The organism is Streptomyces hiroshimensis (assembly GCF_014650335.1).
Taxonomy (GTDB): domain Bacteria; phylum Actinomycetota; class Actinomycetes; order Streptomycetales; family Streptomycetaceae; genus Streptomyces; species Streptomyces hiroshimensis.
Genome location: NZ_BMUT01000023.1, coordinates 33,263 through 59,323 on the forward strand (window position 1 = coordinate 33,263; position 26,061 = coordinate 59,323).

Sequence of the window (26,061 nt, forward strand, 5' to 3'; positions counted from 1 at the left end):
CTGTCCTGTCAGCTGCGGAACCTGATCCTGCATCCGACGGGCATGGAGCGTATGCGAATGAAGCGGACAATGCGGTGGGCGATGGTTCCCGTCGCGACGCTGGCGGCCGGGCTGGGGCTGTGCGCCGGTCCGGCGTACGCCGGAGCCCGCGCCGACTACCAGGCCATCGCCCATACGATCGTCGGGCGGGTCGGCGAGACCGTCGAGGTCGAGCTGGGGGTCAGGAACGGCGGCCCCGGCCCGGCCGGCGGCCGGCCCGGGCACGGCGCGGGCACGTACGAGGTGACGCCGCCGCCCGGCACGACGATCGTCGCGGCCCCGCACAGCGGCGTCCGGCAGCCCTGCGTGGCGAAGGCGAGCCCGTCCGCGGAGCCCGGTTCGTACGTCTGCTCCATCGGGGAGGACTTCTCCGCCGGAGAGCGCGAGACGCTCGGCTTCCAGGTGCGGATCGACCGGAAGGTCGACGGCGCCGAGGGCCTGGTCCGCGTCCTCGACCGCGACGGCGAGCCGTCCCCCGACCCGGACCCCGGCAACGACTCGGCGCCGATCCGTGTCGAGGTCGTGGACCGCGCCCCCGAGCCGCCCCCCGCCCCGGCCACCAACAGCACCCTGCTGCTCGCCACCACCTCCGGCACCGCCGTCTCGGCGGGCGCCATCGCGCTCGGGGTCACCCGCCGCAGGCAGCGCTGACCGGCTCCCGCCGCACGGGGACGCACGGGGACGCACGGGGACGCACGCGGAAAACCCGGGAGAACCCGCCGTGCCACGCCGTAAATGCCCAGCTGGTCAAAATTTGTCCGTTTAGCACTTAAAGTCGGCGCATGCCCACGCCCTATGGATCACGCGGCGGCATGGCGTTCAGCGCGGACGAACTGCGCGTGCTGCGCCGAGCCCTCGCCATCGCCCTCCATCCCCACGCCGTCCCCGGGCGCCCCGGCCCCGAGCGCGCCGCCGAGGTGCGCGACTGCCACCGGCTCGCCGCCGCCGTGGACGAGGCCGTGCTCGAGAGCGGCAGGCTGCGCGCCTTCCTCCTCGCCGACCTCGCCCGCTACCGCGCCGCCCTCCCCGGCGCCGCCTCCGGCTACGCCGAGCGCCTCCAGGACGCCCTCGCCGCGGGCTACCGGCCGCGCGCGGAGGACCTCGACGCCCTCCGGGCCCTGTGCTCGGCCCCATCGGCCGGGCCCGCCACGGCGGGCTACCGGGCCCTGCTGCGCCGCTGCGAGCTCGTCGCGGGCCCGGCCGCCCGCGCCGCGGCGGCCGACCGCGTGGCCTGCGCGGTGCCCGCCGCGCGCATCCGGCTGCGCCGCACCCCGCTGCTCGCCCTGCCGGGCGGTCTGCCGCCCACCGCCGACGGCCCGGCGCGCCCCGGGCAGAAGCCGGGCCGCAAGCAGCCGGAGGAGAAGCCCCCGGGCAAGCCCGCCACGGATCCCGCCAAGCAGCCGTCCGGGCCGCGCCCGGACCGGCCCATCCCCACCCCCGGCGAGGTCTTCCCGCCCCGGCGCAAGCCCGCTCCGCCCCCGGCGGGCGAGGCGCCGCAGGCCCGGCCCGCCTGAGCGGCCCCACCCGCCTGAGGAGCCTCCCCGGGCGCGCGTAATCTGGACGGGTCGCTCAATCCGCGCAAGCCCGACCCAGAAGGAGCCGACGGCCATGGACTATGTCGCCGCACTGGTGCCGCCCGTCGTGATGGCGATCGCCTTCACCGCCCTGGTCGTGACGATCATCAAGAGCCAGGGTGGTGCGAACAAGGCCAAGGAGGACGCCCTGGTCGACGCCGCCCTCGCCCGGGCCGAGGCCGCCCAGCAGGCCGGCAAGGGCAGCGCGGCCTGACGCTTCATCCCTGGTTGCCTCCGGGCACCTCCGCGCGGCGCAGGGGCCGCCGCATGCGCCCCCGGCGGGCGCGGGTGCTCAAGGGCGTACGGTTCGAGACCGCATTTCTCGGCCGTGCGCCCTTTTTGTTCGCCCTTTGCTGCCCCGATAAAGCGTCATTCCAGACATCTCCCACTATTATTCGCGTGTGGTCAGACGCCTGGGTGATCTGGAAGACGCCGTCATGACGCGCGTGTGGGACTGGAACCGGCCGGTCACTGTTCGAGAAGTGCTGGAAGACCTTCAACAGGAACGGTCCATCGCCTACACCACGGTCATGACCGTAATGGACAACCTGTATCAGAAGGGCTGGCTGCGCAGGGAAGCGGAAGGCCGCGCCTATCGATATGAGGCGGTCTCCAACCGGGCCGCCTACTCGGCCGCACTGATGAACGAAGCGTGGTCCGTGAGCGACAACCCCGCGGCCGCTCTCGTCGCCTTCTTCGGCATGATGTCGGCCGAACAACGCGAAGCCCTGCGGGATGCGATCCGGGTCGTGCAACTCGACGGGCCCGGCGAGGGCACCGCGGCCCCGGGGCGATAGCGTCCGGGCATGCCCGCGCTATCAAAAGTCGTCACCGTCCGCCGTGCCCGGACCAGCGATGTGCCGGCGCTGCGCCGTCTCATCAACACGTACGTTCGTGACCGCATCCTCCTCGACAAAGCCACGGTCACTCTTTACGAGGACATCCAGGAGTTCTGGGTGGCCGAGCGGGACGAGGACGGCAGTGTCATCGGCTGCGGGGCCCTGCACGTGATGTGGGAAGACCTCGCCGAGGTGCGCACTCTCGCGGTGGACCCCGCCGTCAAGGGCGGCGGGGTGGGCCATGCCGTACTGGACAAGCTGCTGCAGACGGCGCGCTGGCTCGGCGTGCGGCGCATTTTCTGCCTCACCTTCGAAGTGGACTTCTTCGCGAAGCACGGCTTCGTGGAGATCGGTGAGACACCCGTGGACGGCGATGTCTACAGCGAGCTGCTGCGTTCCTATGACGAGGGTGTCGCCGAGTTCCTGGGTCTCGAACGGGTGAAGCCGAACACCCTTGGCAACAGCCGGATGCTTCTGCATCTGTGATCGCGGTCCCTATGTCCGAATCGCGCCCCTATCACATGGCTCCGGAAGGGATGCTTCCCACGCGGAAGGCGGGCTGAACCTTCCCGGGGGGTTTGTGTTTTTCCGGGAAAGGCGGTTTGCTATTCCTCCGTAATCCCATTTTCCACTGAAAGGATTCCCCGTGGCGCAGAAGGTTCAGGTCCTTCTTGTCGATGACCTCGACGGTGGCGAGGCCGACGAGACCGTGACGTTCGCCCTGGACGGGAAGACGTACGAGATCGACCTCACCACGGCCAACGCTGACAAGCTCCGCGGTCTGCTGGAGCCGTACACCCGCAGCGGACGCCGCACCGGCGGCCGTGCCGCCGGCGCTCGCGGCAAGGCGCGTGCCACCGCCGCGGCCCCCGGCAGCCCGGACACCGCGAAGATCCGCGCCTGGGCCAAGAAGAACGGCTACAGCGTCAACGACCGCGGCCGCGTGCCCGCCGACATCCGTGAGGCGTACGAGAAGGCCAACGGCTGATCTTCCGCCGGCCCATGCGAGCGTGCCCTCCGGGTGCGCAGCAACCGGGCCCGGTGGACCTCCGTGGCCGCCGCGCCCACGAGCCGTGCGAGATCGGGGGCGTCACCACCGCCCCCGAGGCCGGTCACCGGCAGTGACGGTTCGACCCCGCCTCCGGGGCTCCCCGGTGCGGGAGGCCGCACCCACACGGCCCTCCCCGGCTTGTCCGGCTTCCCCGGGCCGAGCGCGCCGAGGCGTTCACGGCCCGGCCCGACAGGCACCGGTGCGGCGATCCGCCCGCCCGGCCCCAGCGCGGCCAGGTCCAGGGGGACCGCGCCCCACTCCAGCCAGTCGAGCAGCCCCGGCAGCTCGTCCGCGCTGCCCGCGGCGACCAGGAACCACAGCCTCCGCGTCCGGACGTCGAGGGCGACGGGACCGGTGCGCACCGGGCGGCCGAGCACGGCGGAGCCGGCGTCCAGGGGAAGGTCCAGGACGTCGAAGCGGAACCCGGTCAGCAGCTCCAGGGGCGCCGCGCCGGAGGTCGGCCAGCCCAGCTCGTGCTCGTACCACCGACGCGCCTGGCACCATGGATCCGCGGGACCGCCGGGGCGCGGGAGGACAACGGTCATGTGCGGTGCAACTGTGAAACCACCAAGAGGTTACTCTGGGTGGGTAGTTGGGCACACTCCGTATAAGGAGTGGGGGGCGCACAGGCGCTCCGGGCGGCGTGAGGGTGTTCGCCCGTAGCGGATGGACAGTGCCCGCGCCGCATGGACTGTCAATCCTTGCGGGTAAGAGGTTCCCCATGGGGAGAGGCGGTGCGACACCGCGCGGAGCGCGTCATCAGGAGTGGCGGCGGGCGATGGGCGGGCGTGTCGGGCCGGGCTCGCGTTCGCCGTCGGCGTAGTGACGGTGAGCGTATATGCCTGGCCTGCGGGAACATCGTCTCCCACCATCGGGTTGGAGGAGATGTCGGCTGTTCGGCAGCAGGTTTCCCCGCCGACGCGGGGTGATCCGGACGGATGTCGGCAGTTGGAATGAGCTGTCCCGTCCCGCGGGACTAGCATGCGGAAGGACAGGGAGGGGACCGACCCCTACTTGCCTGACCGCTCTGAGGAGCGATTAACGATGTTCGAGAGGTTCACCGACCGTGCGCGGCGGGTTGTCGTCCTGGCTCAGGAAGAAGCCCGGATGCTCAACCACAACTACATCGGCACCGAGCACATCCTCCTGGGCCTGATCCACGAGGGTGAGGGTGTCGCCGCTAAGGCCCTGGAGAGCCTCGGGATTTCGCTCGAGGCGGTCCGCCAGCAGGTGGAGGAGATCATCGGGCAGGGCCAGCAGGCTCCGTCCGGGCACATCCCCTTCACCCCCCGTGCGAAGAAGGTCCTGGAGCTCTCGCTCCGCGAGGCCCTTCAGCTCGGCCACAACTACATCGGCACGGAGCACATCCTGCTCGGCCTGATCCGCGAGGGCGAGGGCGTCGCCGCCCAGGTCCTCGTGAAGCTGGGCGCCGATCTCAACCGGGTCCGGCAGCAGGTCATCCAGCTGCTCTCGGGCTACCAGGGCAAGGAAGCCGCCACGGCCGGCGGCCCGGCCGAGGGCACGCCCTCGACCTCGCTCGTCCTGGACCAGTTCGGCCGCAACCTGACGCAGGCCGCCCGCGAATCCAAGCTCGACCCGGTCATCGGGCGCGAGAAGGAGATCGAGCGGGTCATGCAGGTGCTGTCCCGCCGTACGAAGAACAACCCGGTCCTCATCGGCGAGCCCGGCGTCGGCAAGACCGCCGTCGTCGAGGGCCTGGCCCAGGCCATCGTCAAGGGCGAGGTGCCCGAGACCCTCAAGGACAAGCACCTCTACACCCTCGACCTCGGCGCCCTGGTCGCCGGCTCCCGCTACCGCGGTGACTTCGAGGAGCGCCTGAAGAAGGTCCTCAAGGAGATCCGCACCCGCGGCGACATCATCCTGTTCATCGACGAGCTCCACACCCTGGTGGGTGCGGGCGCCGCCGAGGGCGCGATCGACGCCGCCAGCATCCTCAAGCCGATGCTGGCCCGCGGCGAGCTGCAGACCATCGGTGCCACCACGCTCGACGAGTACCGCAAGCACCTGGAGAAGGACGCCGCCCTCGAGCGCCGCTTCCAGCCCATCCAGGTCGCCGAGCCCTCGCTGCCGCACACCATCGAGATCCTCAAGGGTCTGCGCGACCGCTACGAGGCCCACCACCGCGTCTCCATCACGGACGAGGCGCTGGTCCAGGCCGCCACGCTCGCCGACCGCTACATCTCCGACCGCTTCCTGCCGGACAAGGCGATCGACCTGATCGACGAGGCCGGCTCCCGGATGCGCATCCGCCGGATGACCGCGCCGCCGGACCTCCGCGAGTTCGACGAGAAGATCGCCGACGTGCGCCGGGAGAAGGAGTCCGCGATCGACTCGCAGGACTTCGAGAAGGCCGCCTCCCTGCGGGACAAGGAGAAGCAGCTCCTCGCCGCGAAGACCAAGCGGGAGAAGGAGTGGAAGGCCGGCGACATGGACGTCGTCGCCGAGGTCGACGGCGAGCTGATCGCCGAGGTCCTCGCCACGGCCACCGGCATCCCGGTCTTCAAGCTGACGGAGGAGGAGTCCTCCCGCCTGCTGCGCATGGAGGACGAGCTGCACAAGCGCGTCATCGGCCAGAAGGACGCCATCAAGGCGCTCTCCCAGGCCATCCGGCGCACCCGTGCGGGCCTCAAGGACCCCAAGCGCCCGGGCGGATCGTTCATCTTCGCCGGCCCCTCGGGTGTCGGTAAGACCGAGCTGTCCAAGACCCTCGCCGAGTTCCTCTTCGGCGACGAGGACGCCCTGATCTCCCTCGACATGTCGGAGTTCAGCGAGAAGCACACCGTCTCGCGCCTCTTCGGCTCGCCCCCCGGCTACGTGGGCTACGAGGAGGGCGGCCAGCTGACGGAGAAGGTCCGCCGCAAGCCGTTCTCGGTGGTCCTGTTCGACGAGGTCGAGAAGGCCCACCCGGACATCTTCAACTCGCTCCTGCAGATCCTGGAGGACGGTCGCCTGACCGACTCCCAGGGCCGGGTCGTGGACTTCAAGAACACCGTCATCATCATGACGACGAACCTCGGCACCCGGGACATCTCCAAGGGCTTCAACCTGGGCTTCGCCGCCCAGGGCGACGTCAAGACCGGCTACGAGCGCATGAAGGCCAAGGTCAACGAGGAGCTCAAGCAGCACTTCCGGCCCGAGTTCCTCAACCGTGTCGATGACACGGTGGTCTTCCACCAGCTCACCGAGGAAGACATCATCCAGATCGTCGACCTCATGGTCGCCAAGGTGGACGAGCGGCTCAAGGACCGCGACATGGGCATCGAGCTCAGCTCCGAGGCCAAGTCGCTCCTGGCGAAGAAGGGCTACGACCCGATCCTGGGCGCCCGCCCGCTGCGCCGCACGATCCAGCGCGAGATCGAGGACATCCTCTCGGAGAAGATCCTCTTCGGCGAGCTGCGCCCGGGCCACATCGTGGTCGTCGGCACCGAGGGCGAGGGTGAGGAGAAGAAGTTCACCTTCCGCGGCGAGGAGAAGTCGGCCCTGCCGGACACCCCGCCGATCGAGTCGGCTGCGGGCGGGGCGGGTCCTAACCTCTCCAAGGACGCGTAAGCGCTCCTGAAGCGCTCTGCTCATTCCGCGACAGCGGGTCGGCCCCCGGAACCGTGAGGTTCCGGGGGCCGACCCGTTTTGCGGCCGACCCGTTCTCCGTCAGTGGACGGCTGCCAGGACGTCCCGGCCGAGGGCCTGCAGTTCTCTCTCGTCGCGCGCCGGCAGGAGCTTTTTCAGGCTCTTCCACACCTGCAGGTACTGATCGTCCTCGATATACCTGGCATTGAGTGAGCAGTGGGCGGCCAGCGCGCGCAGGGGCCACTCCGTCTCCCGGTCCGGGGCCGCGTCCGCCGCGGCGGTCAGGCCGTTGATGAGCCGCCGCTCCTCGCTGCGCCCGCAGTGTCCGACGGCCAGCCGCAGAACGTCCTGCCACTGTTCCTCCGCCGCATGGAGCAGTAATTCGTCCAGGCAGTCGCTCTCCTGGAACTCCTTCGCCGCCAGATAGTCCTGGAAGGTGCGGTGGATGAACTGGATCGCATCCGGAGACCGCTCCTGGAGCAGCCCGCTGCGATTGAGCAGGTGCATCAGCACGGCCTGAGGAGTGCCCTGGGCCCGTACGCGGCGCAGGCCCCGCAGCGCCGATTCGAGCTGGCGCACGGCCTGCTCGCGCGTGAGCTCCGCGCGGCCGTTCCGGACCAGCCAGACGGCGATCCGCTGCAGCAGCTGACGGCCCTCGTCCGTGGTGAGTTCTATGCCTTCCGGCTGATGAATGCGGCGGTGGATATCGCGCGTCGCCAGCATCAGGTTCAGCGCGGCGCTGTAAAGATCCCAGCGGGTCTCCGGGAGGAATCCGTTGCGCTGCCGGTGCAGGGCGCAGATGACGGCGCACAGCAGCGGTGTCCGCGCCAGATCGCGGAGTACGTCGTTGCGCCGGAATTCCCGGTCGAGCTCCAGTTCGAGCGCAACGAGCCGTTTGCGCTGGCGTTTCGCCCAGTGCTCGTCCGCATATCTGTCACATTCCAGCCGGGCGGCCCTGTGCCACGCGCCGGCGAACGACCGGATGTCCTCGTCGCCCAGGGGGAGCAGCCGGAGCTCTTCGAAGCCCTCCTGCTCCAGCCAGTCGCTGCCGACGGCCAGGGGGCGCACGGTGACCAGGCAGCGCGTCCGCGGATACATCCGCAGGAGCCCGGCGAGCCACTTACGGGCCAGCTCGCGGTCCGCCTGCGGGATCTCGTCCATCCCGTCGACCAGAAGCAGCCCGCGGCCCGCTTCCAGTACGCGCCCCGCCCAGCCGTCGGGCGGCTTGTCGACCTGCAGGCGCGCGATCTTGGGGAGCTGGGACGGGGTGGGGGAGGTGATGCCCCGGGCTGCCAGGCTGCGCATGGGGACCACGAAGGGGATCAGCCCGTCGAGCTCGGACAGCTGCTCGGGGAGGGTGCGGCACGCGGCGTGGGAGGCCAGCCACCACACGAGCGTGGTCTTGCCCGCGCCGGCCTCGCCGCGCAGGACCGTCCGCGGTCGTGAGCCGAGGAGATCCTCGATGCGCCCGCGCGGCTCCGGAGAGCCCGGTCGCGCTTCGGGCGAGGACTGCGCCTCCAGGCTCAGGTAGGCCGTGTCCAGATCCCAGTCGCCCGAGCTGAGCTCGTCCAGGCCGAAGATCTCCAGCCTGCTGTACGCGGCCTTGACCGCCTTCGCGTACGCGGGCTCGTAGACCAGGTCCTCGGGATAGGCGGAGGAGACCTCCTCGAAAACCGGGGGGTCCGGCCAGCGATCCAGCAGGGCCATCCTGAAGCCGGGGTCGTTGAACGCCGTGGCCAGCGGCATCGACTCGATCGAGGCGTGCTGCCAGCCCAGCGGGTCGCCGCTCGCGATGCCGATCAACAGTGGGCCCGCGAACACGGGCCCGCCCGACAGGCCCGCCCAGGGCGAGCCGTCCGGGACGGGCGCGGGCGGATGGTGATCCGCATGCAGGACGTACCGGCCGCGCATCCGTCCCGAGAGGGGCATCAGCGTTCCCGGGATCTGTACGGCCTCCAGCTCGTCCGACTCGTACCGCTGGACCTGCGGGAAGCCCAGCACCTGGCAGCGCGGCATCGGCTGCCATCCGGCGCATTTGCCCCACCGCAGCGGCGGCGCGGTCCCGAGGGGTAGCACGGACCTGCGGGTCACGAGGAGCGCTAGGTCGCACGTATCCGGGTCGCCCGACCACACGACGTCACAGGGAACGCGCCCGTCGCCGTCCGGTGCGACGACCTCGACCGCGTCGCCCCTCTCGAACAGATGTGCACTCGTCAGCACCAGCTCAGGCGTCAGCAGCACCCCGCTGCCCTGCCGCGCGCCCAGCACCGCCACCAGCCGGTCCTCGACGGACGGCATCGGCGCTCTCGCCCGGTCCACTTCTACTGCCCGGAGGACCCGAACCGCGACACCCCGCCCGGCCGCTCGTTGCCCACGCGCCAGCTGCCGCCCGTGCGGGTGTCCTTCGGGGTCAGCGTGAAGGAGACCTTGTGCGTACGGGTCGAGCCGCGGGACGCCTCCGCGTCCGCGCTGACCACCCAGGCCTTCACCCCGCCCGAGCCCTTGGCGTCCTTGCGGATCTCGACGGTGAACTCCATGGCGATCTCGCCGACCTCGAAGGCCAGGTCCTGGCCCGCGCCCCGGGCCGCCGCCGACGTCAGGCCCTCCCGGACCGCCTGGACGGCATCCGCCAGCTCCACGTCCTCGAACCCGCTGCTCCCGCTGCCCATCACTCACTCCACCCCCGGCCCCTGGCGGCCGCTGCGCTGCGTGCGCGACCGCTGACCGGGAGCGTACCGCCGGGGCCGGGTCTTTGGTCCCGGAACCGGGGAGGCCGAATGTCCTTCGGCGGTGACACCCGCCATAGGGCGTGGGTCACGTACTAAGGGAAATAGCAGCGGGTGCGCCTTCCATTTACCCCGCAAAACAGGCGGAACCCCTGCTCAGGGCGGCATGAATTACCTCCCCGTTCCTACGGCATTCGTTAGTAGAGGCCGTCCTTGGCAGCCCGGCGAATGCGGGTTACCAAGGTATGGCGATCCCGGTCCGCAGCCGGGACCTGTTTATGCCTGGAGGTTTATCCGTATGTCGAAGCGCACCGCTTTCCGTAACCCGAGCAAGACCGTTCTCCGTACCCGTGCCGCCGTCGTGGCAGCCGGCCTGGGAGCCTCGGTCGCGCTGGGTTCCGGGGTCGCGCTCGCAGCCGACACCACCGCCTCGGTGAGCGAGTTCCCGGCGTTCGCGTCCCTCGCGACGCTGGACGACTCGCTGAACAAGCAGGCCGAGACGCAGCTGAAGGTGGCGGAGAAGGAGAAGCAGAACGCCGAGCAGGCCAAGCGGGACGCCGCCCAGCGTGCCGAGGACGCCCGCAAGCAGGCCGAGGCCTCCCGTAAGCGCGCCGACGGCTGGGTCGCGCCCGTCGCCGACTACCAGATCGGTCAGCCGTTCGGTAAGGCCGGCAAGATGTGGGCGGCCAAGCACAGCGGCCAGGACCTGGTCGTCGGCACCGGTACGTCCGTCATGTCCGTCCACGGCGGCACCGTCGTCAAGGCCGGCCCGAACGGCGGCGGCGACGGCCCCGCGTACGGCAACGCCATCGTGATCAAGCACGACGACAACACGTACTCGCAGTACGCCCACCTCTCGCAGGTGAAGGTCTCGGTCGGCCAGACCGTGAGCACCGGCCAGATCATCGGCCTGTCGGGCTCCACCGGCAATTCGTCCGGCCCGCACCTGCACTTCGAGATCCGCACCACCCCGAACTACGGCACCGCCGTCGAGCCGGTCGCCTTCCTGAAGGCCCACGGCGAGAACCTCTGATCCGTCTGATCCATCGGATCCGCCCCGGAGCCGGGGCACCGCGACACGCGGTGCACCGGCTCCGGCTTTTACGGTGGTAATGCAGCGTGAAAACCGGTGATCGGAGCGCGTCATGATCAAAGGAATCGCCATCACCACCGTCTGGGTCCTCGACCAGGACCGGGCGAAGGATTTCTACACGGAGAAGCTCGGCCTGGAGGTCCGCACCGATATGACCATGGGCGGGGACAAGAGAATGCGCTGGCTCACGGTCGGCGCCAAGGACCAGCCGGACGTCGAGCTGACGCTGATGGTCCCCGGCCCGCCCGGGCTCGACCCCGAGTCGGCGGAGGCCATGAAGAAGCTGGTCGCCAAGGGCGCGCTGGGCGCGGGGGTGCTGAGCACCGACGACATCCACCGCGACTACGAGACGCTCAAGGCCAGGGGCGTGGAGTTCCTGCAGGAGCCCCAGCAGCGGCCGTACGGCACGGAGGCGATCCTGCGCGACGACTCCGGCAACTGGTTCTCGCTGACGCAGCGCACCGAACAGCTGGACCTCGACAAGGCCTGGGGCGAGTGCGTCGACCCGATGTGACGCCGCCCGTGGGACGCCGCCCCGCGGCAGCGCATCGGGCAGGTGGCTGGTCCCAGGCGGCTGGTCCCAGGTGGCTAGTCCGGCACCTGGATGATCGGGAACGTCCCCGTGCTCGTCGGCGCCGACTCCGGCAGCCACAGCACCGCGATCGCCCCCGTGCCGCCCTCCACCTCCGGGTCGGCGTTGCGGAAGGTCAGGCGCGCGCCCAGCACCCGGGCCTGCCCGACGGCGATGGTCAGGCCCAGGCCGTGGCCCTTGCCCGCACGGTCCTTGCTGCCGGTGCGGAAGCGGCTCGGGCCCTCCTGGAGCAGCTCCTCGGGGAATCCGGGCCCATGGTCGCGCACGCGCAGGACGCGCCCCTCGACGGTGACGTCGAACGGCGGCTTGCCGTGCTTGGCGGCATTGGCCAGCAGGTTGCCGATGATCCGCTCCAGGCGGCGCGGGTCCGTGGAGACGTAGGCGTCCCGCGCGACCCGTACGCGGGCCTCGGGCTCGGCGGCGCGGACCCGGCGCTCGACGAACTCGCCCAGCAGGATCTCCTGCATCTCGGCGCGCTCGGCGAAGCCGTCCAGCCGGGCGACCTCCAGCACGTCCTCGACGAGGGTGCGCATGGCCTGGGCGCGGTCGCGGACGAGCTCGGTGGGCCGGCCCGGCGGCAGCAGCTCGGCGGCGGTGAGCAGGCCGGTGACGGGGGTGCGCAGCTCGTGGGCGATGTCGGCGGTCACGCGCCGCTCGGCCTCCAGCCGGCGCTGGAGCGCCTCGGCCATGCCGTCGACGGCGCGGGCCAGGTCGTCGGTCTCGTCGCGCACCCGGCCGCCGATGGCCTCGCGCACCCGTACCTCGGAGTCGCCGTCGGCGAGCTTGCGGGCGGCCGTCGCGGCCTTGCGCAGCCGGCGGGAGAGCTGGTCGCCGATGAGGATGCCGAGCGCGCAGCCGCCGAGGACGACGGAGACCGAGCCGATGATCAGCGCCTTGTCGAGCGCGTCGATGATGGAGAACCGGTCCTTGAACCGGGTGTGGATCGAGAGGATCCTGCCGTTGCGGACCGGCACCGAGGCCCAGACCTCGGGCGAGTCCTTGCCGCCGGAGTCCTGCAGGAAGGTGGCGCGCTGGCCGATGGCGGCGGCCTCGCGCAGCTGCTTGGGCAGCGCGGGGTCGTCGATCTTGGCGTGCAGCATCAGCCGGCCGGTGTTCTCGTAGTACCGCTGGGCGATCTGTACGCGCTCGTCCATGACGTCGCGGCTGTTGTCGAGCATCGACAGGCGGGCGGCGTTGTGCACGACGAGGCTGAGCGCCACCGCGACCAGCGCGCTGACGCCCGCGATGGCGAGGCTGACCTTCCAGCGCAGACCGGAGCGGAGGGCAAGCTTCACCACGAGCCGGTCTCCAGCGGGTCGGCTTCCAGCGGGCCGGCTTCCAGTGAGCCGATCCCCAGTCGGCCGATCACCATGGGGTGGTCACCCTCGTCACCCTCTGAGCTTGTAGCCGAAGCCGCGGACCGTCTCGATCCGGTCCTGGCCGATCTTGCCGCGCAGCCGCTGCACATGGACGTCGACGACCCGGGTGTCGCCGCCCCAGCCGTAGTCCCACACCCGCTCCAGCAGCCGGTCGCGGGAGAGCACCGTGCCGGGCGCGGCGGAGAACTCCAGCAGCAGCCGCATCTCGGTCGGGGTCAGCGCGACGGGCTCGCCGCCCTTGCGGACCTCCATGCCGTCCGTGTCGACCTCCAGGTCGCCGAAGCGCAGCACGCCGCACTCCAGCTCCTCGGGGGTGTCGGCCGCGGCGGTGCCGTTCGGCCCGCTCGCGTGCCCGAAGCGGCGCAGCACGGCCCGTATGCGGGCGACGAGCACGGCGCCGTCGAAGGGCTTGGTGACGTAGTCGTCGGCTCCGGCCTCCAGGCCCAGGACGACGTCGATGGAGTCCGCGCGCGCCGACAGCATGATCACGGGAACGGTCGACTCGTCGCGGATCCGGCGGCAGAGGCTGACCCCGTCCAGGCCCGGCACCATGACGTCGAGCAGCGCGATGTCGGGCTTGCGGGCGCGGAACCTCTCCAGCCCCAGCAGCCCGTCCGGCACCGCGGTCACCTCGAAGCCGTCGCGCTCCAGTGCCAGCTGGGTCGCCTCACGGATGACGTCGTCGTCCTCCACGAAGAGCACATGCGTATCGGCCACGCTGTCCTCAGCCCTCCGTCCCCACGCTGGGGAGATCGCCCTTGTCGGTGTTGCCGACCTTGCTGTAGTCGGTGTGCGTACGGCCGGTCTCCCGGAACTCCGTACCCGACCAGTGGTACGTCATGACATCTTCGCCCGACGCGCAGCAGACCGCGTCACCGGGGCCGTAGACCTGCTTGGTGACGCGGAGGTCGCGGCGGTCGATCTCGGAGTAGACGGGCGCCTGCTCGATCATGAACACGTTCTCGTAGGAGCCGTCGCTCTTCGCACGGTACACATATGAGCCGACGCCCACGGAATCGCCGCAGGTGAGGATGTTGACGATGATGTCGTCGCGCTTGCCGTCGGTCAGCTTCCCGTAGATCACGTCCAGCGGGTACTGGTTCTTCACACAGGGCTTCAGGTCCTTCTTGACCTGGCTGCCGATCTTCGGATCGTTCTTGATCAGCTTTACGGCGTCGATCTTCTCGTGCGGCGAGTCCGCCGTCGCCGAGGCCGAGGGCATACGGGTCGGCTTCGCCGCCGACTGCGTCTGCGCGGTGCCTTCCTTGCGGACGCCCTCGCTGCCCGCGTCGCATCCGGCAAGCAGAAGACCGGCGGCCGCGGCCAGAGCTGTGACCGTGCCGCCGGTGATCAGTACCGGCTTGGGGGGAGCCGCCTTTTTCAGGCCGCGCACCGTTCCTGCCCCCGCTCGTTGCGCTCGAGGGCGTGGAAGTCCAGGTCGCGGCTCTCCAGCTCCTGGCGCAGCCGGGCCAGGGCCCGGTGCAGCGTGCTCTTGACCGTGCCGGTCGACATGCCGAGCGCCTCCGCGGTCTCCTCGGTGCTCATCTGCTCCCAGTGTCGCAGCACGACGACGCTGCGCTGCTTGGGTGCCAGGACACCGAGGATGTCCATCAGCAGGGCGCGGTCGGCGTGCTGCTCCGTGCCGTCCTCGACGCTCGCGTCGGGGAGCTGCTCGGTGGGCACCTCGTCGAGCTTGCGGGCGCGCCACCACTCCGTACGAGTGTTGATCATGACACGGCGGAGGTAGGCGTCGGCAAGCGACTTGTCCGCTATGCCTTCCCAGCGGCCGTAGGTGCGCACCAGAGCGGTCTGGAGGAGGTCCTGTGCGTCGATGGGGTCCGGCACGAGACGGCGGGCGCTGCGCAGGAGGGCGTCCTGACGGTTGCGCACGTACTCCTCGAAGTCCAGAACCTTGCCGCTGCTGGCCATCTCGCAGCCTCCATTCCGCTTGCATTCCCCGCGTCACGCTGGTGGTCTCCCAGCACGGGTAGGACGCTACGGAGGAGCTGTTGCGGCGTGATGTGCGGCAGCACTGCGGCAGGAGCACAGCTGTCCATAGGTTGTGTAACAGCGGTGCGGGAGCGGGGGCGGTAGGGCGTGAAAAGGGGGCTCTGTCCTGTTCCGGAGGGCCTTTTGGCAGGTCACGGCGGGTCTTTCGTAACGGCCTGTGTGACGGCCATGTGTGACGGCCGTGTGACGGCCTCCGCTACGGGCTTCCGTTACGGCCTCGGCCGCGGGTCCGCTTCGGGCCCGTCGACGGACGCGCGCTACGTCAGCGGCAGCCGGTACCTGCCGTCCGCCAAAGGCTCCACCAGGCCGTCGGCCACCAGCCCGTCCAGCGCCCGGGCCCGCTGCACCGGCTCGTCCCACACGGCGTCCAGCGCCACCTGCGGTACGGGATCCAGCGCCTCGCGCAGCACCGCGAGCAGCTTGCCGCGCACCTGGCGGTCCGTCCCCGCGTACGTCTGGCCGCGGCGCGGCGGGCCGTCGTGCGCCGGGGACCCCGCGGCGCGCCAGGCGCACCGGTCGGCGATCGGGCAGCGCCCGCACACCGGCGTGCGCGCCGTGCACACCAGGGCGCCGAGCTCCATCGTCGCGGCGGCCCAGCGGGCGGCCACCGGCTCGCTCTCCGGCAGCAGGGCCCGGGCCAGCTTGCGCTCGGCCGCGGTGGTCGCGTTCGGCGGGTACTGCGCGCCGCTCACGGCACGCGCGAACACCCGGCGCACATTGGTGTCGAGGACCGCGTGCCGCTGCCCGTAGGCGAAGGAGGCCACCGCGGCCGCCGTGTACTCGCCGACGCCCGGCAGCGCCAGCAGCCTGGCGTGATCGCGCGGTACGACACCGCCGTGCAGCTCCGTGATCGCCGTCGCCGCGGCGTGCAGCCGCAGCGCCCGCCGCGGGTAGCCGAGCCGGCCCCAGGCGCGCACCGCCTCCCCGGGCGGCTCCGCCGCGAGGTCCGCCGGGCGCGGCCAGCGCGCGAGCCACTGCTCGTAGACGGGCAGCACCCGGCTGACCGGCGTCTGCTGCAGCATGAACTCGCTGACCATCACCCCCCACGCGCCCGCCTCCGGGCGGCGCCAGGGCAGATCGCGGGCGTTGACGTCGAACCAGCCGATGACCGGGCCGTGCAGCTCCCCGGGAAGGGGCTCGGAGTCGGAGGAGGTCTCGGAGGAGGTCTCGGAACGGGCGGTGGTGGTGCGGTCTGTGACAGTCATGGCGCTTCCGATCCTGGCACGGCCGTGCACGGCGGAGAAACGCGCCGGGCCCCGTTCACCTGACTTTCGTCTGACTTTCGTCAGGGGCGCGCGGACGGGCCCGGCTTGTACCGTCGGACCGGTGAGCCGCCGCACGACCACGAGCCTGAGAAGGGCCCTGTTCAGGGCCCTGAACAGGGCCCGGGCCCGGTTTCCCCTCAGGCCCCTGCCCGACGCCCTGCTGTGGGCGGTGCTCGCCGTGCCCGGCGCGGCCGCGGACCTGACCGGCCTGAACGGGCCCCGGCCCGGCTGGCAGAGCGCGGCCGGGGCGGCCGTCCTCGCCGTGGCCGTGGCCGTCTCCCGGGCCCGGCCCGCGCTCGCCCTGGCCCTCGCCGCCGGGCTCGGGCTCGCCGCGTCCCCGTCCCTCTTCACGCTCTCTTACGGGCCCGCGCTGTCCGTCCTCGCCTATCTGCTGGGCCGCCGCTCGGCCGGGGCCCGCCCCGCGCTGTACGCGTTCCCGGCCGTCGCGGCCGCCGGCACGCTGCTCGTCCTCGCCCGCAACGCCGACCCCGTCATCGAATGGCTGGTTCTGATCGGCACATTGCTCTTCGGCGCGGTCTTCCCCTGGCTGGCCGGCCGGTACCGGCGCCAGGCCCGCGCGCTCGTCGCCGCGGGCTGGAGCCGGGCGGCGCAGCTGGAGCGCGAGCAGGAGATCGTCGCGGACCGGGCCCGGCTGCGGGAGCGCGCCCGCATCGCCCAGGACATGCACGACTCCCTCGGCCACGAACTGAGCCTGATCGCGCTGCGCGCCGGGGCCCTGCAGGTCGCCCCGGGCCTCGATGCGGCGCACCGGGCGGCCGCCGGGGACCTGCGCGAGGCCGCGGCGTCGGCGACGGACCGGCTCCGCGACATCATCGGCGTCCTGCGCGACGTCGGCCCGCCCGGGCCCGCGCCGCTGACCCCGCCGGACGACTCCCTCCGCGCCCTCGTGGACCGCGCGGCGGCCTCGGGCCTGCCCGTACGCGCCCGGCTGCCCCGCGCGGCGGCCCTGCCGCCGCCGGTGGAGCGGGCCGCGTACCGCGTCGTCCAGGAGGCGCTGACGAATGCGGCCAAGCACGCGCCGGGGGCGGAGGTTGCGGTGACCGTGGAGAGCGGGGCGGGGGAGACGGTGGTGACGGTCGCCAACGGGGTCGCCAACGGGGTCGCCTACGGGATCGCCAACGGTGTCGTCAACGGGACGGCCGCGTCCGGCGGCGCGCCGTCCTCCGCGGCCCGGGGTGGTGGCGGTACGGGACTGCTGGGGTTGCGGGAGCGGGTGGCGCTCGCGGGAGGCGAGTTCACGGCGGGGCCCTTCGGGGACGACGGGGGGCTCGGCGGGCGTCCCGACCGGGGTTTCAAGGTGAGCGCGCGGCTGCCGCACGAGGCGGGGGTGCCGCACGAGCCCGGGCCGTCTCAAGGCCCGGGCCTGCGCCCCGGACCCCGGCCCCCGGACCCCGCACGGCCCGAAGACCCGGCGAGCCTCGCCCACGCCCAGCGCACCGCCCGCCGGCGGTTCGCCGTCCCCTTCGCCGTCGCGGCGGCCGCCGGTGCCGTCTTCGTCGCCGCGGCCTTCGGCTGGTACGCCTACGTCAAGGCGCACTCGGTGCTGAAGCCCGCCGACTACGCGGCCCTGCACGTCGGTGCGCCGTACGCCGACGTCGCGCCCCTCCTCCCGGACCGGCAGGTCGCCGACCCGCCGGACGACCGGGCTCCGGGCACCCCGCCCACCGGGGCGGAGTGCCGCTACTACCGGGCGAGCGGCGAACTCTTCGTCAGCGTCGAACATTTCCGGCTCTGCTTCCGCGACGGGCACCTCGTCGCCAAGAGCCGCATCCCGCGCGTCGGCACCGCCGGCGTCGTGGAACAGGAGGAGAAGGAATGGCTGCGCTGAACACGGCGACGGGTGACGCCGTCAAAGTCCTCGTCGCCGACGACGAGGCGATGATCCGGGCGGGCGTCCGCGCGATCCTGTCCGCCGACCCCGGCATCGAGGTGGTCGCCGAGGCGGCGGACGGCCACGAGGCCGTCGAAGCCGCCCGCGCCCACCGCCCGGACGTCGCGCTCCTCGACATCCGCATGCCCCGCCTGGACGGCCTCGCCGCGTGCGAGGAGATCCGCCGGAGCGCGCCCGGCACGGCCGTGGCGATCCTCACCACCTTCTCCGAGGACGCCTACATCTCCCGCGCCCTGGGCGGCGGGGCCACCGGCTTCCTGCTCAAGTCCGGCGACCCGTACGAACTGATGGCCGGTGTCCGCGCCGTCGCGGACGGCGGCGCCTACCTCTCCCCGAAGGTGGCCCGGCACGTCATCGCCGAGCTGGGCGGCGAGCGCCTGACGCGCGGGGCCGCCGCCCGGGCCCGTATCGCCGGGCTGACGGCCCGCGAGCGCGAGGTGCTCGCCCTGCTGGGCGAAGGGCTCTCGAACGCGGGGATCGGCCGGCGGCTGCACCTGGTGGAGGGCACGGTCAAGGGCTACGTGAGCGCGGTCCTCGACCGGCTGGAGGTCGGCAACCGGGTGCAGGCCGCGATCGTCGCGTACGAGGCGGGGCTGGTCACCGGTTCGGCCGCGGGCTGACACCGGAGACGGGCCGGCCGGGCCCCTGATTGGTCAGCTCCGGCCGGGCCCCCGATTGGTCAGCTCCGGCCGGGCGCGGTGGAATGGGGCCATGAGCGATACGGAGCAGCGGCCGCCGCGCGAGATCCGGGCGGCTCTCGACGCGCACTCGACCCTGACCCTGGCCTACGCGGACGAGGACGGCCCGCAGGCGTGCGCGGTGCTCTACGCCCTGGCCGGGCCCGCCGACCCGGCCGGACCGCCCGGCGACGACGACACCGCGCTGCTGTTCGTCACCTCGGCCACCACGCGCCACGGCCGCGCCCTCGTCGCGGCGGAGACAGGCAGCGGGGGAGAGGCCCGGGTCGCCTTCACCGCCCAGCGCGACGGGCAGGTGTGGACGGCGCTGACGGGTCTTCAAGGACGCGGCACCTGCCGCCGCCTGGAGGGCGCGGAGCGCGAGGCCGGGTGGCGCGCGTACAGCGAGCGCTTCCCGTACGTGGACCACAACGACCGGCTCCGGCAGGCGATGGAGCGCACGGACCTGTGGGAACTGCGCCCCGACTGGCTGCGCCTGATCGACAACGGCCAGGGCTTCGGCCACAAGACGGAGTGGACGCGGCCTGCGGCGTGACGTCGCACTCCGAGCTCTGAGGGCCGAGGTCTGAGGGCCGAGGTCTGAGGGCCGAGGTCTGAGGACCCCTAGGCCCGCACCAGCACCCGCAGCCGTCCCCGGCCCGCCCGTTCCACGAGCGACGTGGCCCGGCGCGCGAGCAGCAGCCCGCCGAGGAGCGCCACGGCCACGCCGAGCAGGAGGCCCACGGCCACGTCGTGCGGGTAGTGCACCCCGAGGAAGACCCGCGAGAAGGCGACGAGCAGGGCCATGGGCAGCACGGCCCATGCCAGCACCCGCCGGGCGAGGACGATCCCGGTCGCGAGTGCGGCCGCGAGCGTCGCGTGGTTGCTGGGGAACGACCAGTCCCCGTGGGGCGGGCAGGGCGCGAGCGAGGCGACCGCACCCGCGACCGCCCGGCACGGCCGCTCCTCGTCCACCATGCTCTTGACGATCTCGCTGATCCCGTAGGCGATCGCGGTCGTGACCGGTACGAGCAGCGCGAGCGCGACGCCGCGCGCCCCCGTCCGCCTGTTGCGCCACCAGACGGCGACGGCCACGGCCATCAGCAGCAACAGCCCGGCCTCCGTGCCGATTTCCGCAAGGGTGTGCACCCACTCCGGTGTGGAGCGGGCGAATTCGGTGACGTCGCGATAGAGGTCGTTGTCCACGGTGTCCATGGTCCCGGGAGCCTACGGTCCGTCACTTGGGCGCCACACCGGGCTATCGGCATGCAGTCCATCCGACTTTCGTCAGACGGAGGCCGGCGAAAATCACCGCGCGGCGGACCGATGATGCGAAAATCCGGCACCCACCCGGCGGGTATGGGCTGGTGCCCCCGCCGATGTCTCGTAGAGTCTTCGCGTGGGATCACTGCGCAATCCGATCGGGCCGCTTCCCTCCTCCATCTATTGGCGGCGGAGGGCAGTTGCGCTTGGCCTGCTCGGCCTTCTCGTTCTCCTGGCGATCTGGTTCCTCACCCTTGGGGGTGACGGGGGCTCAGGTGATGACCAGAGCAAGGGCTCGGACGGAAAGAACCCGGCCGACACCACCACCATCACTCCCGGACCGGTGCCTTCCGGCCCGCACCTCAGCCAACGCCCGGGCGGACGCGGCGAGTCGGGCGGCGGCGGCACCGGCGGCGGGTCCGGTGACGGCGGCACCGGCGGCGGCTCCTCCGGGAGCGGCGCTTCCGGTACGGGCGGCGGCGGTACGACGGGCACCGGCGGCGGCAGCGGCGCCCTCGGCACCGGCGACGGCAAGGCCGTTCCGGCCGGCTCGTCCCTGCCCGACTGCGCGCCCGGCTCGGTGCGGCTCGCGATCCGCAGCGTGAAGGACTCCTACGGGCCCGGCGAGAAGCCGAAGTTCGAGATCGTGGTGAAGAACTCCGGCGGAAGCGCCTGCAAAGTGAACTTCGGCGCCACCGCCGCCATTCTGAAGATTGCGCATATCGACGGCGACGACCACGTGTGGGCCTCCGACGACTGCCCCCGGGCCACCGGTGCGGTGCTGGTCGAGCTCCCCGGTTCGGGCGAGACGAAGCGCACGGTGGAATGGGACCGCAAGCGCAGCGCCCCGCGCTGTGCGACGCCTTCCGGCGAGGGGGCGGCGGGCACCGGTAAGTACCGGGCCGAGGTCAGGATCGCGGGTGTCACCGAAAAGGTGGAATTCACCCTGGAGAAGGCCTGACGAAAAGGGTTGACGACCGGGCGTGCGGCAGCGCCGCCCGGCTGTTCGATCCGGGTGCGGCGATAACCGTACAGCCGCTCCGTCCTGGACGGGGCGTTCGAGGGGCCGGCCCTTGGCCTAGGGCCAGGGCCTAAGGCCCGGCTCCAGGTCCGGCCCTCAGGTGCAGGGCCTAAGGAGCCTCAGGCGCAGGGGCCTCAGACGTAGCGTTCGAGGATCGAGGACTCCGCCAGCCGCGACAGGCCCTCGCGGACCGAGCGGGCGCGGGCCTCGCCGACGCCGTCGACCGTCTGCAGGTCGTCCACGCTGGCGGCCAGCAGCTTCTGCAGCCCGCCGAAGTGGTCGACCAGCCGCTCTATGATCGCGCCGGGCAGGCGCGGCACCTTCGCCAGCAGGCGGTAGCCGCGCGGCGAGACCGCGGAGTCCAGCGTCTCGGGGGAGCCGCTGTAGCCCAGGGCACGCGCCACGATGGGCAGTTCGAGCAGCTCGGGGTGGGTGAGGGCGTCCAGCTCGGACAGGGCCTCGGGGACGGTGCGGGTGCGCTTGGCGGTCGGCTCGGGGACATAGTCCCGCACGACCAGATCGCGCTCGGGCTCGACGCCCGCGATGAGCTCGTCCAGCTGGAGGGAGAGCAGGCGGCCGTCGGTGCCGAGCTCGACCACGTACTCCGCGATCTCCGTGGCGATGCGGCGCACCAGCTCCAGGCGCTGGCAGACCGCGGTCACATCGCGGACCGTGACCAGGTCCTCGATCTCCAGGGCGGAGAGGGTGCCGGCGACCTCGTCCAGCCGGAGCTTGTAGCGCTCCAGGGTGGCCAGGGCCTGGTTGGCCCGGGAGAGGATCGCCCCGGACTCCTCCAGGGTGCGCCGCTCACCGTCCACGTAAAGGGCGATCAGGCGCATCGACTGGCTGACCGACACCACGGGGAAGCCGCACTGGATGGAGACGCGCTGCGCCGTGCGGTGCCGCGTGCCGGTCTCCTCGGTGGCGATCGACGCATCCGGCAGGAGCTGCACGCCCGCCCGTACGATCTTGGTGATGTCCTTGTCGAGGATCAGGGCGCCGTCCAGCTTGCACAGCTCGCGCAGGCGCGTGGCACTGAACTCCACGTCCAGCACGAAACCGCCCGTGCACATGGACTCCACCGTCTTGTCCATGCCCAGGACGATCAGGCCGCCCGTATTGCCGCGGAGGACGCGCTCCAGGCCGTCGCGCAAGGCCGTGCCGGGCGCGACGGCGCTCAGCGAGGCGCGCATCAGACCGTCGGCACCGGAGGAACCCCCGGCCTTGCCGGGGCCCGATGCCCGGTCGTTGGCTGCCACTGCACTCCTCCGGTCGCAAGGTCAACGGTGCCGCAGGCCGCCCTGCTTTCCGTACGTACGGGCGAGACCAGGGCAAAGTCTACTGGCGTATGCGGGCGTCCAGCCTTCGTCCAGCCTATTAAAGAGGGCCCCCACCCGCTTGGACAGGGCTCTCCCCGGCTCTCTCCCCGGCTCGGTCGTCCGACCCGGCTCTGCGCCGGTTCTCCCGGGGTACCCGCTTGGGCAGCACTCGAAGCGCCTCGCCTATGTCCGCCACCTCCACCACGCGCATGCCGACGGGGACCTTGCCGGGGTCGCCCGGGACCAGCGCGTGGGTGAAGCCCAGCCGGGCCGCCTCCGCCAGCCGCCGCTGCACTCCGGTGACCCGGCGGACCTCTCCGGCCAGGCCCACCTCGCCGATCGCCACCAGGTTCTGCGGCAGCGGGGTGTCGCTCGCGGCGCTCGCAAGGGCCAGCGCGACGGCGAGATCCGCGGCGGGCTCGGACAGCTTCACGCCGCCGACCGTGGCGCTGTAGATGTCCCGCTTGCCCAGCGCGCTGATCCGGCCCCGCTGCTCCAGCACCGCCAGCATCATCGACACCCGCGAGGTCTCCAGGCCCGAGGTGGTGCGGCGGGGCGAGGGGATCTGCGAATCGACGGTCAGCGCCTGCACCTCGGCCACCAGCGGGCGGCGGCCCTCCAGCGTGACCGTCAGGCAGGTGCCCGGGACGGGCTCGTCGCGGCGGGTGAGGAACAGGCCGCTCGGATCGGCCAGACCGGTGATGCCCTCGTCGTGCAGCTCGAAGCAGCCGACCTCGTCCGTCGCCCCGTAGCGGTTCTTCACGCCGCGCACCAGGCGCAGCCGGGCGTGCCGGTCGCCCTCGAAGCTCAGGACCACGTCGACCAGGTGCTCCAGCAGGCGCGGGCCTGCGATCGCGCCGTCCTTGGTGACGTGACCGACCAGGAGCGTGGCCATGCCCCGCTCCTTGGAGGCCCGGATCAGCGCGCCCGCCACCTCGCGCACCTGCGCCATGCCGCCCGGAGCGCCGTCGATCTCGGGCGAGGCCACCGTCTGCACCGAGTCCAGGATCAGCAGGGAGGGCTTGACGGAGTCGAGGTGGCCCAGCACGGCGGCCAGATCCGTCTCGGCCGCCAGATAGAGGTGGTCGTCGATCGCGCCGATGCGGTCCGCGCGCAGGCGCACCTGGCTCGCGGACTCCTCACCCGTCACATAGAGCGTGCGGTGCTCCTCGGACGCGGCCTTCGCCGCGACGTCCAGCAGGAGCGTGGACTTGCCGACGCCCGGCTCGCCCGCGATCAGCACCACCGCACCGGGCACGAGCCCGCCGCCCAGGACGCGGTCCAGCTCGTCCACACCCGTGCTGCGCGCGGTGGCCTGGCGGCCGTCGACCTGCCCGATGGGCACGGCGGCCGAGGAGACGCGGCCCGGCGCGGTCGTCCGCACCGCGGGCGCGCCGTACTCCTCGACCGTGCCCCACGCCTGGCACTCGGGGCAGCGGCCGAGCCACTTGACGGTGGTCCAGCCGCACTCGGTGCAGCGGTACGAGGGCCGGTCCTTGGTGGACGAGCGAGAGGTGCGGGCAGCCATGCGAGCCACCGTAGCGGGGGCCACTGACATTCCGGGGGCCCGTCCATTACCAGAACCGCGGAGCCGCACGTTCCTGCTGTTCGGAGCGGCCTCTCCCGCAAACACCGGGGGGACGGCGCACTGTGTCCCTATTTTGTGGGGGAACGTCACCCGAATGGGTTAAACCTGCGTCGGCAACGGCAGCAACGGCCCGTCACCCGCCTACCGTCGCCGGGATGATGACCAGGAGGCCAGAGCACCGCCCGCATGCCACCGGCGCGCACCGCGCACACCGCGGTGCGCCGCGCGAGGCCCGCACGCCTCGGGACAATCAGACCGCGCAACACGTGCAGGACGTGCAGGACGTGCAGCCGGCCCATGAGACCGCTGCCGCGGTGGCGGAGACGGCCCGCATCCCCGCCGTGCCCGGCCCCGGCCCCGGCCCGCACGACACCCTCGCGCAGCAGCCGCCCCTCCGGTACGAGCCCCACCTCGACGGGCTTTTCACCTACTGCCTGTCGGTGCTGTGCGAGCACGACGCCGCGACCGCCGCCCTCGGCGAGGCCCTCGCCCTGGCGGAGAAACGGGCCGAGCGCGCCCCCGCCGACGAGGAACTGCGCCGCTCCTGGCTCTACGCACTCGCCCGCTGGGCCTGTCTGCGCCGACTCGTCGCACCGGAAGCCACTGGCGCAGCTGGCGTCACTGGCGCCCCCGGCTCCTCGGGCTCCGAGCCGCCCGCCCCACCCGATCCGCCCGATCCGTACCGCCGGGCCGAGCTGGCACTGCTCGCCTGGCCGGAGGCGGCCGGAACCACCGCCGAGCAGCGCGAGGCACTCGAACTGGCCGTCCGGCACGGCCTGAGCGCCGCCGAGGTCGCCGCCGTCCTCGGCATGGAGACCGACGCCGCGCGGGCCCTGATGTCCTCCGCGGCCTGCGAGGTCGAGCGCACCCGGACGGCTCTGGCCGTCGTGGAATCGGGCCGCTGCCCCGTCGTCGCCCGCTTCGCGGGCGACACCCAGGTGCTGCTGGGCGCGGCCCTGCGGCGCGAGCTCGTGCGGCACGTCGACGACTGCGCCGACTGCCGCCGCACCGCCGAGCGGTCCACCGCCGGCGAGCCCTGGCCCGGTACGACCGCCTCCTCGGCTCCTCTGCCCCTCCTCCAGGCGCCCAGGGCCGCCGCGTACGCCGCCATGCTGTCCGCCGTGAGCGCGGGCCGGCAGCGCGGCACCCAGGCGCCCGCCGCCCCCCGCTTCGACCGGCGCGGCTATCCCGTCGACCCCAAGGACCGCACGGCGCGCCGCAGCCGCCTGCGCAGCCGGGCCGTCACCACGACCGTCGTCGCCACGGTCATCGCCGCGCCCGTGCTCGCCTTGTGGGCGGCGTGGCACGGCGCGCCGGAGACGGGGGAGACGCGCCCGGATCCCGCGGCCGTCTCCGCGAAGCAGCCCGGCGCCGTCAGCGAGCGCCCCTACCGGGGCCCGGGGCCCGCCCCGCGCCCCGTCGGTACGAGCGCCACGCCGGGGCGTCTGGTCACCGAGGTCTCGGTGGCGGTCATCGGCCCGGACGGCAGACCCGTACCGCCCCCGCGGCCCGGCGCCGCCCCGCCCTCCGCGGCGGGCGGCACGGCCCCGCTGCCGGCCCCGGCCGCCGCGCCTGCGCCCCGCCCCGGCCGGCTGACCGTGGCGGCGCAGCCCAGCGGCACCGCCACGGTCGTCACGCTGACGGCGAGCGGCGGGCAGGCGGTGGTGTGGTCGATGACGGCAGACGCCCCGTGGCTTCGGCTGAGCCGGCCGGGCGGCGTGCTGCAGCCCGGGCAGTCCGTGACGGTGGTGATCGAAGTCGACGGCGAGCGGGAGCCGGTGGGGCCCTGGCGTGCGCGCGTGACCGTCGCACCGGGCGGCACGACGGTCACGATCGAGGGCCGGGGCCGCCCGGTGGTCTCGTCGCCCGCAGCCACGCAGCCGCCGGTGACACCGGCGGGCACGCCCCCGGCGTCACCGGGGGCGTCAACGCCGCCGTGAGGCCCACGGCCCGGGCCCGTACGGCATCGCCGGACTGCGGCGTTGGGGCTATGCGCCGTCGCGGCGGGGACGGATTGCCGGACCGGCATGGCGCCCGCTCCGCTTGCGTATCCAAGGGTGCCCGCACCCTTGAAGCCGCCGCAGCGGTGCGTCACCACGACGCCGCAGCCCGGCGGTGCCGGACC

General features: G+C 72.4%; 25 protein-coding genes. 14 read left to right on the forward strand and 11 right to left on the reverse strand.

What is annotated here, in order from left to right:
* Nucleotides 1–57 precede the first annotated feature (57 nt).
* The 6 genes from IE241_RS32780 to IE241_RS32805 all read left to right on the forward strand — a co-directional run bounded on the left by IE241_RS32780 (nt 58) and on the right by IE241_RS32805 (nt 3,440).
* Complete coding sequence (locus IE241_RS32780; RefSeq protein WP_190025514.1) at nt 58–690, forward strand: hypothetical protein; 633 nt, start codon at nt 58–60, stop codon at nt 688–690.
* Nucleotides 691–821: 131 nt separating this feature from the next.
* Nucleotides 822–1,553, forward strand: coding sequence for a hypothetical protein (locus IE241_RS32785; protein ID WP_190025515.1), 732 nt, complete (start codon nt 822–824; stop codon nt 1,551–1,553).
* Between the two features lie 94 nt (nt 1,554–1,647).
* Entirely contained in the window at nt 1,648–1,827 is a 180-nt protein-coding gene (locus IE241_RS32790) for a hypothetical protein (RefSeq protein WP_168095598.1), read from the forward strand.
* A gap of 187 nt (nt 1,828–2,014) precedes the next feature.
* A complete protein-coding gene (locus tag IE241_RS32795) occupies nt 2,015–2,410 on the forward strand; it encodes a BlaI/MecI/CopY family transcriptional regulator (RefSeq protein WP_190025516.1) in 396 nt (131 codons plus the stop codon).
* A gap of 9 nt (nt 2,411–2,419) precedes the next feature.
* Nucleotides 2,420–2,938 (forward strand): amino-acid N-acetyltransferase, encoded by a 519-nt coding sequence (locus IE241_RS32800; RefSeq protein ID WP_190025517.1) that lies wholly within the window; start codon nt 2,420–2,422, stop codon nt 2,936–2,938.
* Nucleotides 2,939–3,098: 160 nt separating this feature from the next.
* Nucleotides 3,099–3,440, forward strand: coding sequence for a histone-like nucleoid-structuring protein Lsr2 (locus IE241_RS32805; protein WP_190025518.1), 342 nt, complete (start codon nt 3,099–3,101; stop codon nt 3,438–3,440).
* On the opposite strand, the gene IE241_RS32810 is transcribed toward IE241_RS32805, so the two are convergent.
* Nucleotides 3,371–4,048 carry an SCO3374 family protein gene (locus IE241_RS32810; RefSeq protein ID WP_190025519.1) on the reverse strand — a complete coding sequence of 226 codons (678 nt, stop codon included), beginning with the start codon at nt 4,046–4,048 and terminating at the stop codon, nt 3,371–3,373. The genes IE241_RS32805 and IE241_RS32810 overlap by 70 nt on opposite strands.
* 499 nt (nt 4,049–4,547) lie before the next feature.
* Between IE241_RS32810 and IE241_RS32815 the strand changes: the two genes are divergently transcribed.
* Nucleotides 4,548–7,073 (forward strand): ATP-dependent Clp protease ATP-binding subunit, encoded by a 2,526-nt coding sequence (locus IE241_RS32815; RefSeq protein ID WP_058045641.1) that lies wholly within the window; start codon nt 4,548–4,550, stop codon nt 7,071–7,073.
* Between the two features lie 99 nt (nt 7,074–7,172).
* Here IE241_RS32815 and IE241_RS32820 read toward each other — a convergent pair whose 3' ends face one another.
* Both IE241_RS32820 and IE241_RS32825 read right to left on the reverse strand, forming a co-directional pair.
* Entirely contained in the window at nt 7,173–9,389 is a 2,217-nt protein-coding gene (locus IE241_RS32820) for a serine protease (protein WP_190025520.1), read from the reverse strand.
* A 23-nt stretch (nt 9,390–9,412) separates the two neighbouring features.
* Nucleotides 9,413–9,760, reverse strand: a complete 348-nt coding sequence (locus IE241_RS32825) for a trypco2 family protein (protein WP_190025521.1) — start codon at nt 9,758–9,760, stop codon at nt 9,413–9,415.
* 355 nt (nt 9,761–10,115) lie between these two features.
* Between IE241_RS32825 and IE241_RS32830 the strand changes: the two genes are divergently transcribed.
* Both IE241_RS32830 and IE241_RS32835 read left to right on the forward strand, forming a co-directional pair.
* Nucleotides 10,116–10,850 carry a M23 family metallopeptidase gene (locus tag IE241_RS32830; protein ID WP_190025522.1) on the forward strand — a complete coding sequence of 245 codons (735 nt, stop codon included), beginning with the start codon at nt 10,116–10,118 and terminating at the stop codon, nt 10,848–10,850.
* Nucleotides 10,851–10,962: 112 nt separating this feature from the next.
* On the forward strand, nt 10,963–11,424 hold the full coding sequence (locus IE241_RS32835; protein WP_190025523.1) for a VOC family protein: 462 nt from the start codon (nt 10,963–10,965) through the stop codon (nt 11,422–11,424).
* Between the two features lie 74 nt (nt 11,425–11,498).
* Here IE241_RS32835 and cseC read toward each other — a convergent pair whose 3' ends face one another.
* From cseC to IE241_RS32860, 5 genes are all read right to left on the reverse strand, one after another.
* Nucleotides 11,499–12,800, reverse strand: coding sequence for a two-component system sensor histidine kinase CseC (cseC, locus tag IE241_RS32840; RefSeq protein WP_190025524.1), 1,302 nt, complete (start codon nt 12,798–12,800; stop codon nt 11,499–11,501).
* Between the two features lie 90 nt (nt 12,801–12,890).
* Entirely contained in the window at nt 12,891–13,598 is a 708-nt protein-coding gene (cseB, locus tag IE241_RS32845; protein ID WP_190025525.1) for a two-component system response regulator CseB, read from the reverse strand.
* 7 nt (nt 13,599–13,605) lie between these two features.
* Nucleotides 13,606–14,274 carry an LppP/LprE family lipoprotein gene (locus IE241_RS32850; protein WP_229900164.1) on the reverse strand — a complete coding sequence of 223 codons (669 nt, stop codon included), beginning with the start codon at nt 14,272–14,274 and terminating at the stop codon, nt 13,606–13,608.
* Nucleotides 14,262–14,810 carry a SigE family RNA polymerase sigma factor gene (locus IE241_RS32855; protein ID WP_043189586.1) on the reverse strand — a complete coding sequence of 183 codons (549 nt, stop codon included), beginning with the start codon at nt 14,808–14,810 and terminating at the stop codon, nt 14,262–14,264. Before IE241_RS32855 ends, IE241_RS32850 begins: the two co-directional genes overlap by 13 nt.
* A 338-nt stretch (nt 14,811–15,148) precedes the next feature.
* Nucleotides 15,149–16,096 (reverse strand): iron-sulfur binding domain-containing protein, encoded by a 948-nt coding sequence (locus tag IE241_RS32860; RefSeq protein WP_190025526.1) that lies wholly within the window; start codon nt 16,094–16,096, stop codon nt 15,149–15,151.
* Nucleotides 16,097–16,217: 121 nt separating this feature from the next.
* On the opposite strand from IE241_RS32860, the gene IE241_RS32865 reads away from it, so the two are divergent.
* From IE241_RS32865 to IE241_RS32875, 3 genes are all read left to right on the forward strand, one after another.
* On the forward strand, nt 16,218–18,005 hold the full coding sequence (locus IE241_RS32865; protein WP_229900166.1) for a sensor histidine kinase: 1,788 nt from the start codon (nt 16,218–16,220) through the stop codon (nt 18,003–18,005).
* Nucleotides 17,993–18,688 (forward strand): response regulator transcription factor, encoded by a 696-nt coding sequence (locus IE241_RS32870; RefSeq protein WP_190025528.1) that lies wholly within the window; start codon nt 17,993–17,995, stop codon nt 18,686–18,688. The genes IE241_RS32865 and IE241_RS32870 overlap by 13 nt, the downstream gene beginning before the upstream one ends.
* 91 nt (nt 18,689–18,779) lie before the next feature.
* Entirely contained in the window at nt 18,780–19,301 is a 522-nt protein-coding gene (locus IE241_RS32875; RefSeq protein WP_190025529.1) for a pyridoxamine 5'-phosphate oxidase, read from the forward strand.
* Between the two features lie 68 nt (nt 19,302–19,369).
* On the opposite strand, the gene IE241_RS32880 is transcribed toward IE241_RS32875, so the two are convergent.
* Nucleotides 19,370–19,960: a phosphatase PAP2 family protein gene (locus IE241_RS32880; protein WP_190025530.1), complete on the reverse strand. Its 591-nt coding sequence runs from the start codon at nt 19,958–19,960 to the stop codon at nt 19,370–19,372.
* Between the two features lie 184 nt (nt 19,961–20,144).
* Here IE241_RS32880 and IE241_RS32885 point away from each other — a divergent pair, with 184 nt between their 5' ends.
* A complete protein-coding gene (locus tag IE241_RS32885) occupies nt 20,145–20,969 on the forward strand; it encodes a hypothetical protein (RefSeq protein ID WP_190025531.1) in 825 nt (274 codons plus the stop codon).
* A 194-nt stretch (nt 20,970–21,163) separates the two neighbouring features.
* Here the strand turns inward: IE241_RS32885 and disA are convergent, their stop codons facing one another.
* Both disA and radA read right to left on the reverse strand, forming a co-directional pair.
* Nucleotides 21,164–22,288, reverse strand: coding sequence for a DNA integrity scanning diadenylate cyclase DisA (gene disA, locus IE241_RS32890; protein WP_190025532.1), 1,125 nt, complete (start codon nt 22,286–22,288; stop codon nt 21,164–21,166).
* 118 nt (nt 22,289–22,406) lie between these two features.
* Nucleotides 22,407–23,876 carry a DNA repair protein RadA gene (gene radA / locus IE241_RS32895; RefSeq protein ID WP_190025533.1) on the reverse strand — a complete coding sequence of 490 codons (1,470 nt, stop codon included), beginning with the start codon at nt 23,874–23,876 and terminating at the stop codon, nt 22,407–22,409.
* 326 nt (nt 23,877–24,202) lie between these two features.
* Here radA and IE241_RS32900 point away from each other — a divergent pair, with 326 nt between their 5' ends.
* On the forward strand, nt 24,203–25,876 hold the full coding sequence (locus IE241_RS32900) for a BACON domain-containing protein (RefSeq protein WP_190025534.1): 1,674 nt from the start codon (nt 24,203–24,205) through the stop codon (nt 25,874–25,876).
* The last annotated feature ends 185 nt before the right edge of the window (nt 25,877–26,061 follow it).

Coding starts and splice junctions, on each gene's coding strand:
- IE241_RS32800 (WP_190025517.1), top strand. CDS start 2,420: ATGCCCGCGCTATCAAAAGTCGTCACCGTCCGCCGTGCCCGGACCAGC.
- IE241_RS32785 (WP_190025515.1), top strand. CDS start 822: ATGCCCACGCCCTATGGATCACGCGGCGGCATGGCGTTCAGCGCGGAC.
- IE241_RS32880 (WP_190025530.1), bottom strand. CDS start 19,960: ATGGACACCGTGGACAACGACCTCTATCGCGACGTCACCGAATTCGCC.
- IE241_RS32825 (WP_190025521.1), bottom strand. CDS start 9,760: ATGGGCAGCGGGAGCAGCGGGTTCGAGGACGTGGAGCTGGCGGATGCC.
- IE241_RS32810 (WP_190025519.1), bottom strand. CDS start 4,048: ATGACCGTTGTCCTCCCGCGCCCCGGCGGTCCCGCGGATCCATGGTGC.
- IE241_RS32780 (WP_190025514.1), top strand. CDS start 58: ATGAAGCGGACAATGCGGTGGGCGATGGTTCCCGTCGCGACGCTGGCG.
- IE241_RS32835 (WP_190025523.1), top strand. CDS start 10,963: ATGATCAAAGGAATCGCCATCACCACCGTCTGGGTCCTCGACCAGGAC.
- IE241_RS32870 (WP_190025528.1), top strand. CDS start 17,993: ATGGCTGCGCTGAACACGGCGACGGGTGACGCCGTCAAAGTCCTCGTC.
- IE241_RS32830 (WP_190025522.1), top strand. CDS start 10,116: ATGTCGAAGCGCACCGCTTTCCGTAACCCGAGCAAGACCGTTCTCCGT.
- IE241_RS32860 (WP_190025526.1), bottom strand. CDS start 16,096: ATGACTGTCACAGACCGCACCACCACCGCCCGTTCCGAGACCTCCTCC.
- IE241_RS32820 (WP_190025520.1), bottom strand. CDS start 9,389: ATGCCGTCCGTCGAGGACCGGCTGGTGGCGGTGCTGGGCGCGCGGCAG.
- radA (WP_190025533.1), bottom strand. CDS start 23,876: ATGGCTGCCCGCACCTCTCGCTCGTCCACCAAGGACCGGCCCTCGTAC.
- IE241_RS32790 (WP_168095598.1), top strand. CDS start 1,648: ATGGACTATGTCGCCGCACTGGTGCCGCCCGTCGTGATGGCGATCGCC.
- IE241_RS32815 (WP_058045641.1), top strand. CDS start 4,548: ATGTTCGAGAGGTTCACCGACCGTGCGCGGCGGGTTGTCGTCCTGGCT.
- IE241_RS32875 (WP_190025529.1), top strand. CDS start 18,780: ATGAGCGATACGGAGCAGCGGCCGCCGCGCGAGATCCGGGCGGCTCTC.
- IE241_RS32855 (WP_043189586.1), bottom strand. CDS start 14,810: ATGGCCAGCAGCGGCAAGGTTCTGGACTTCGAGGAGTACGTGCGCAAC.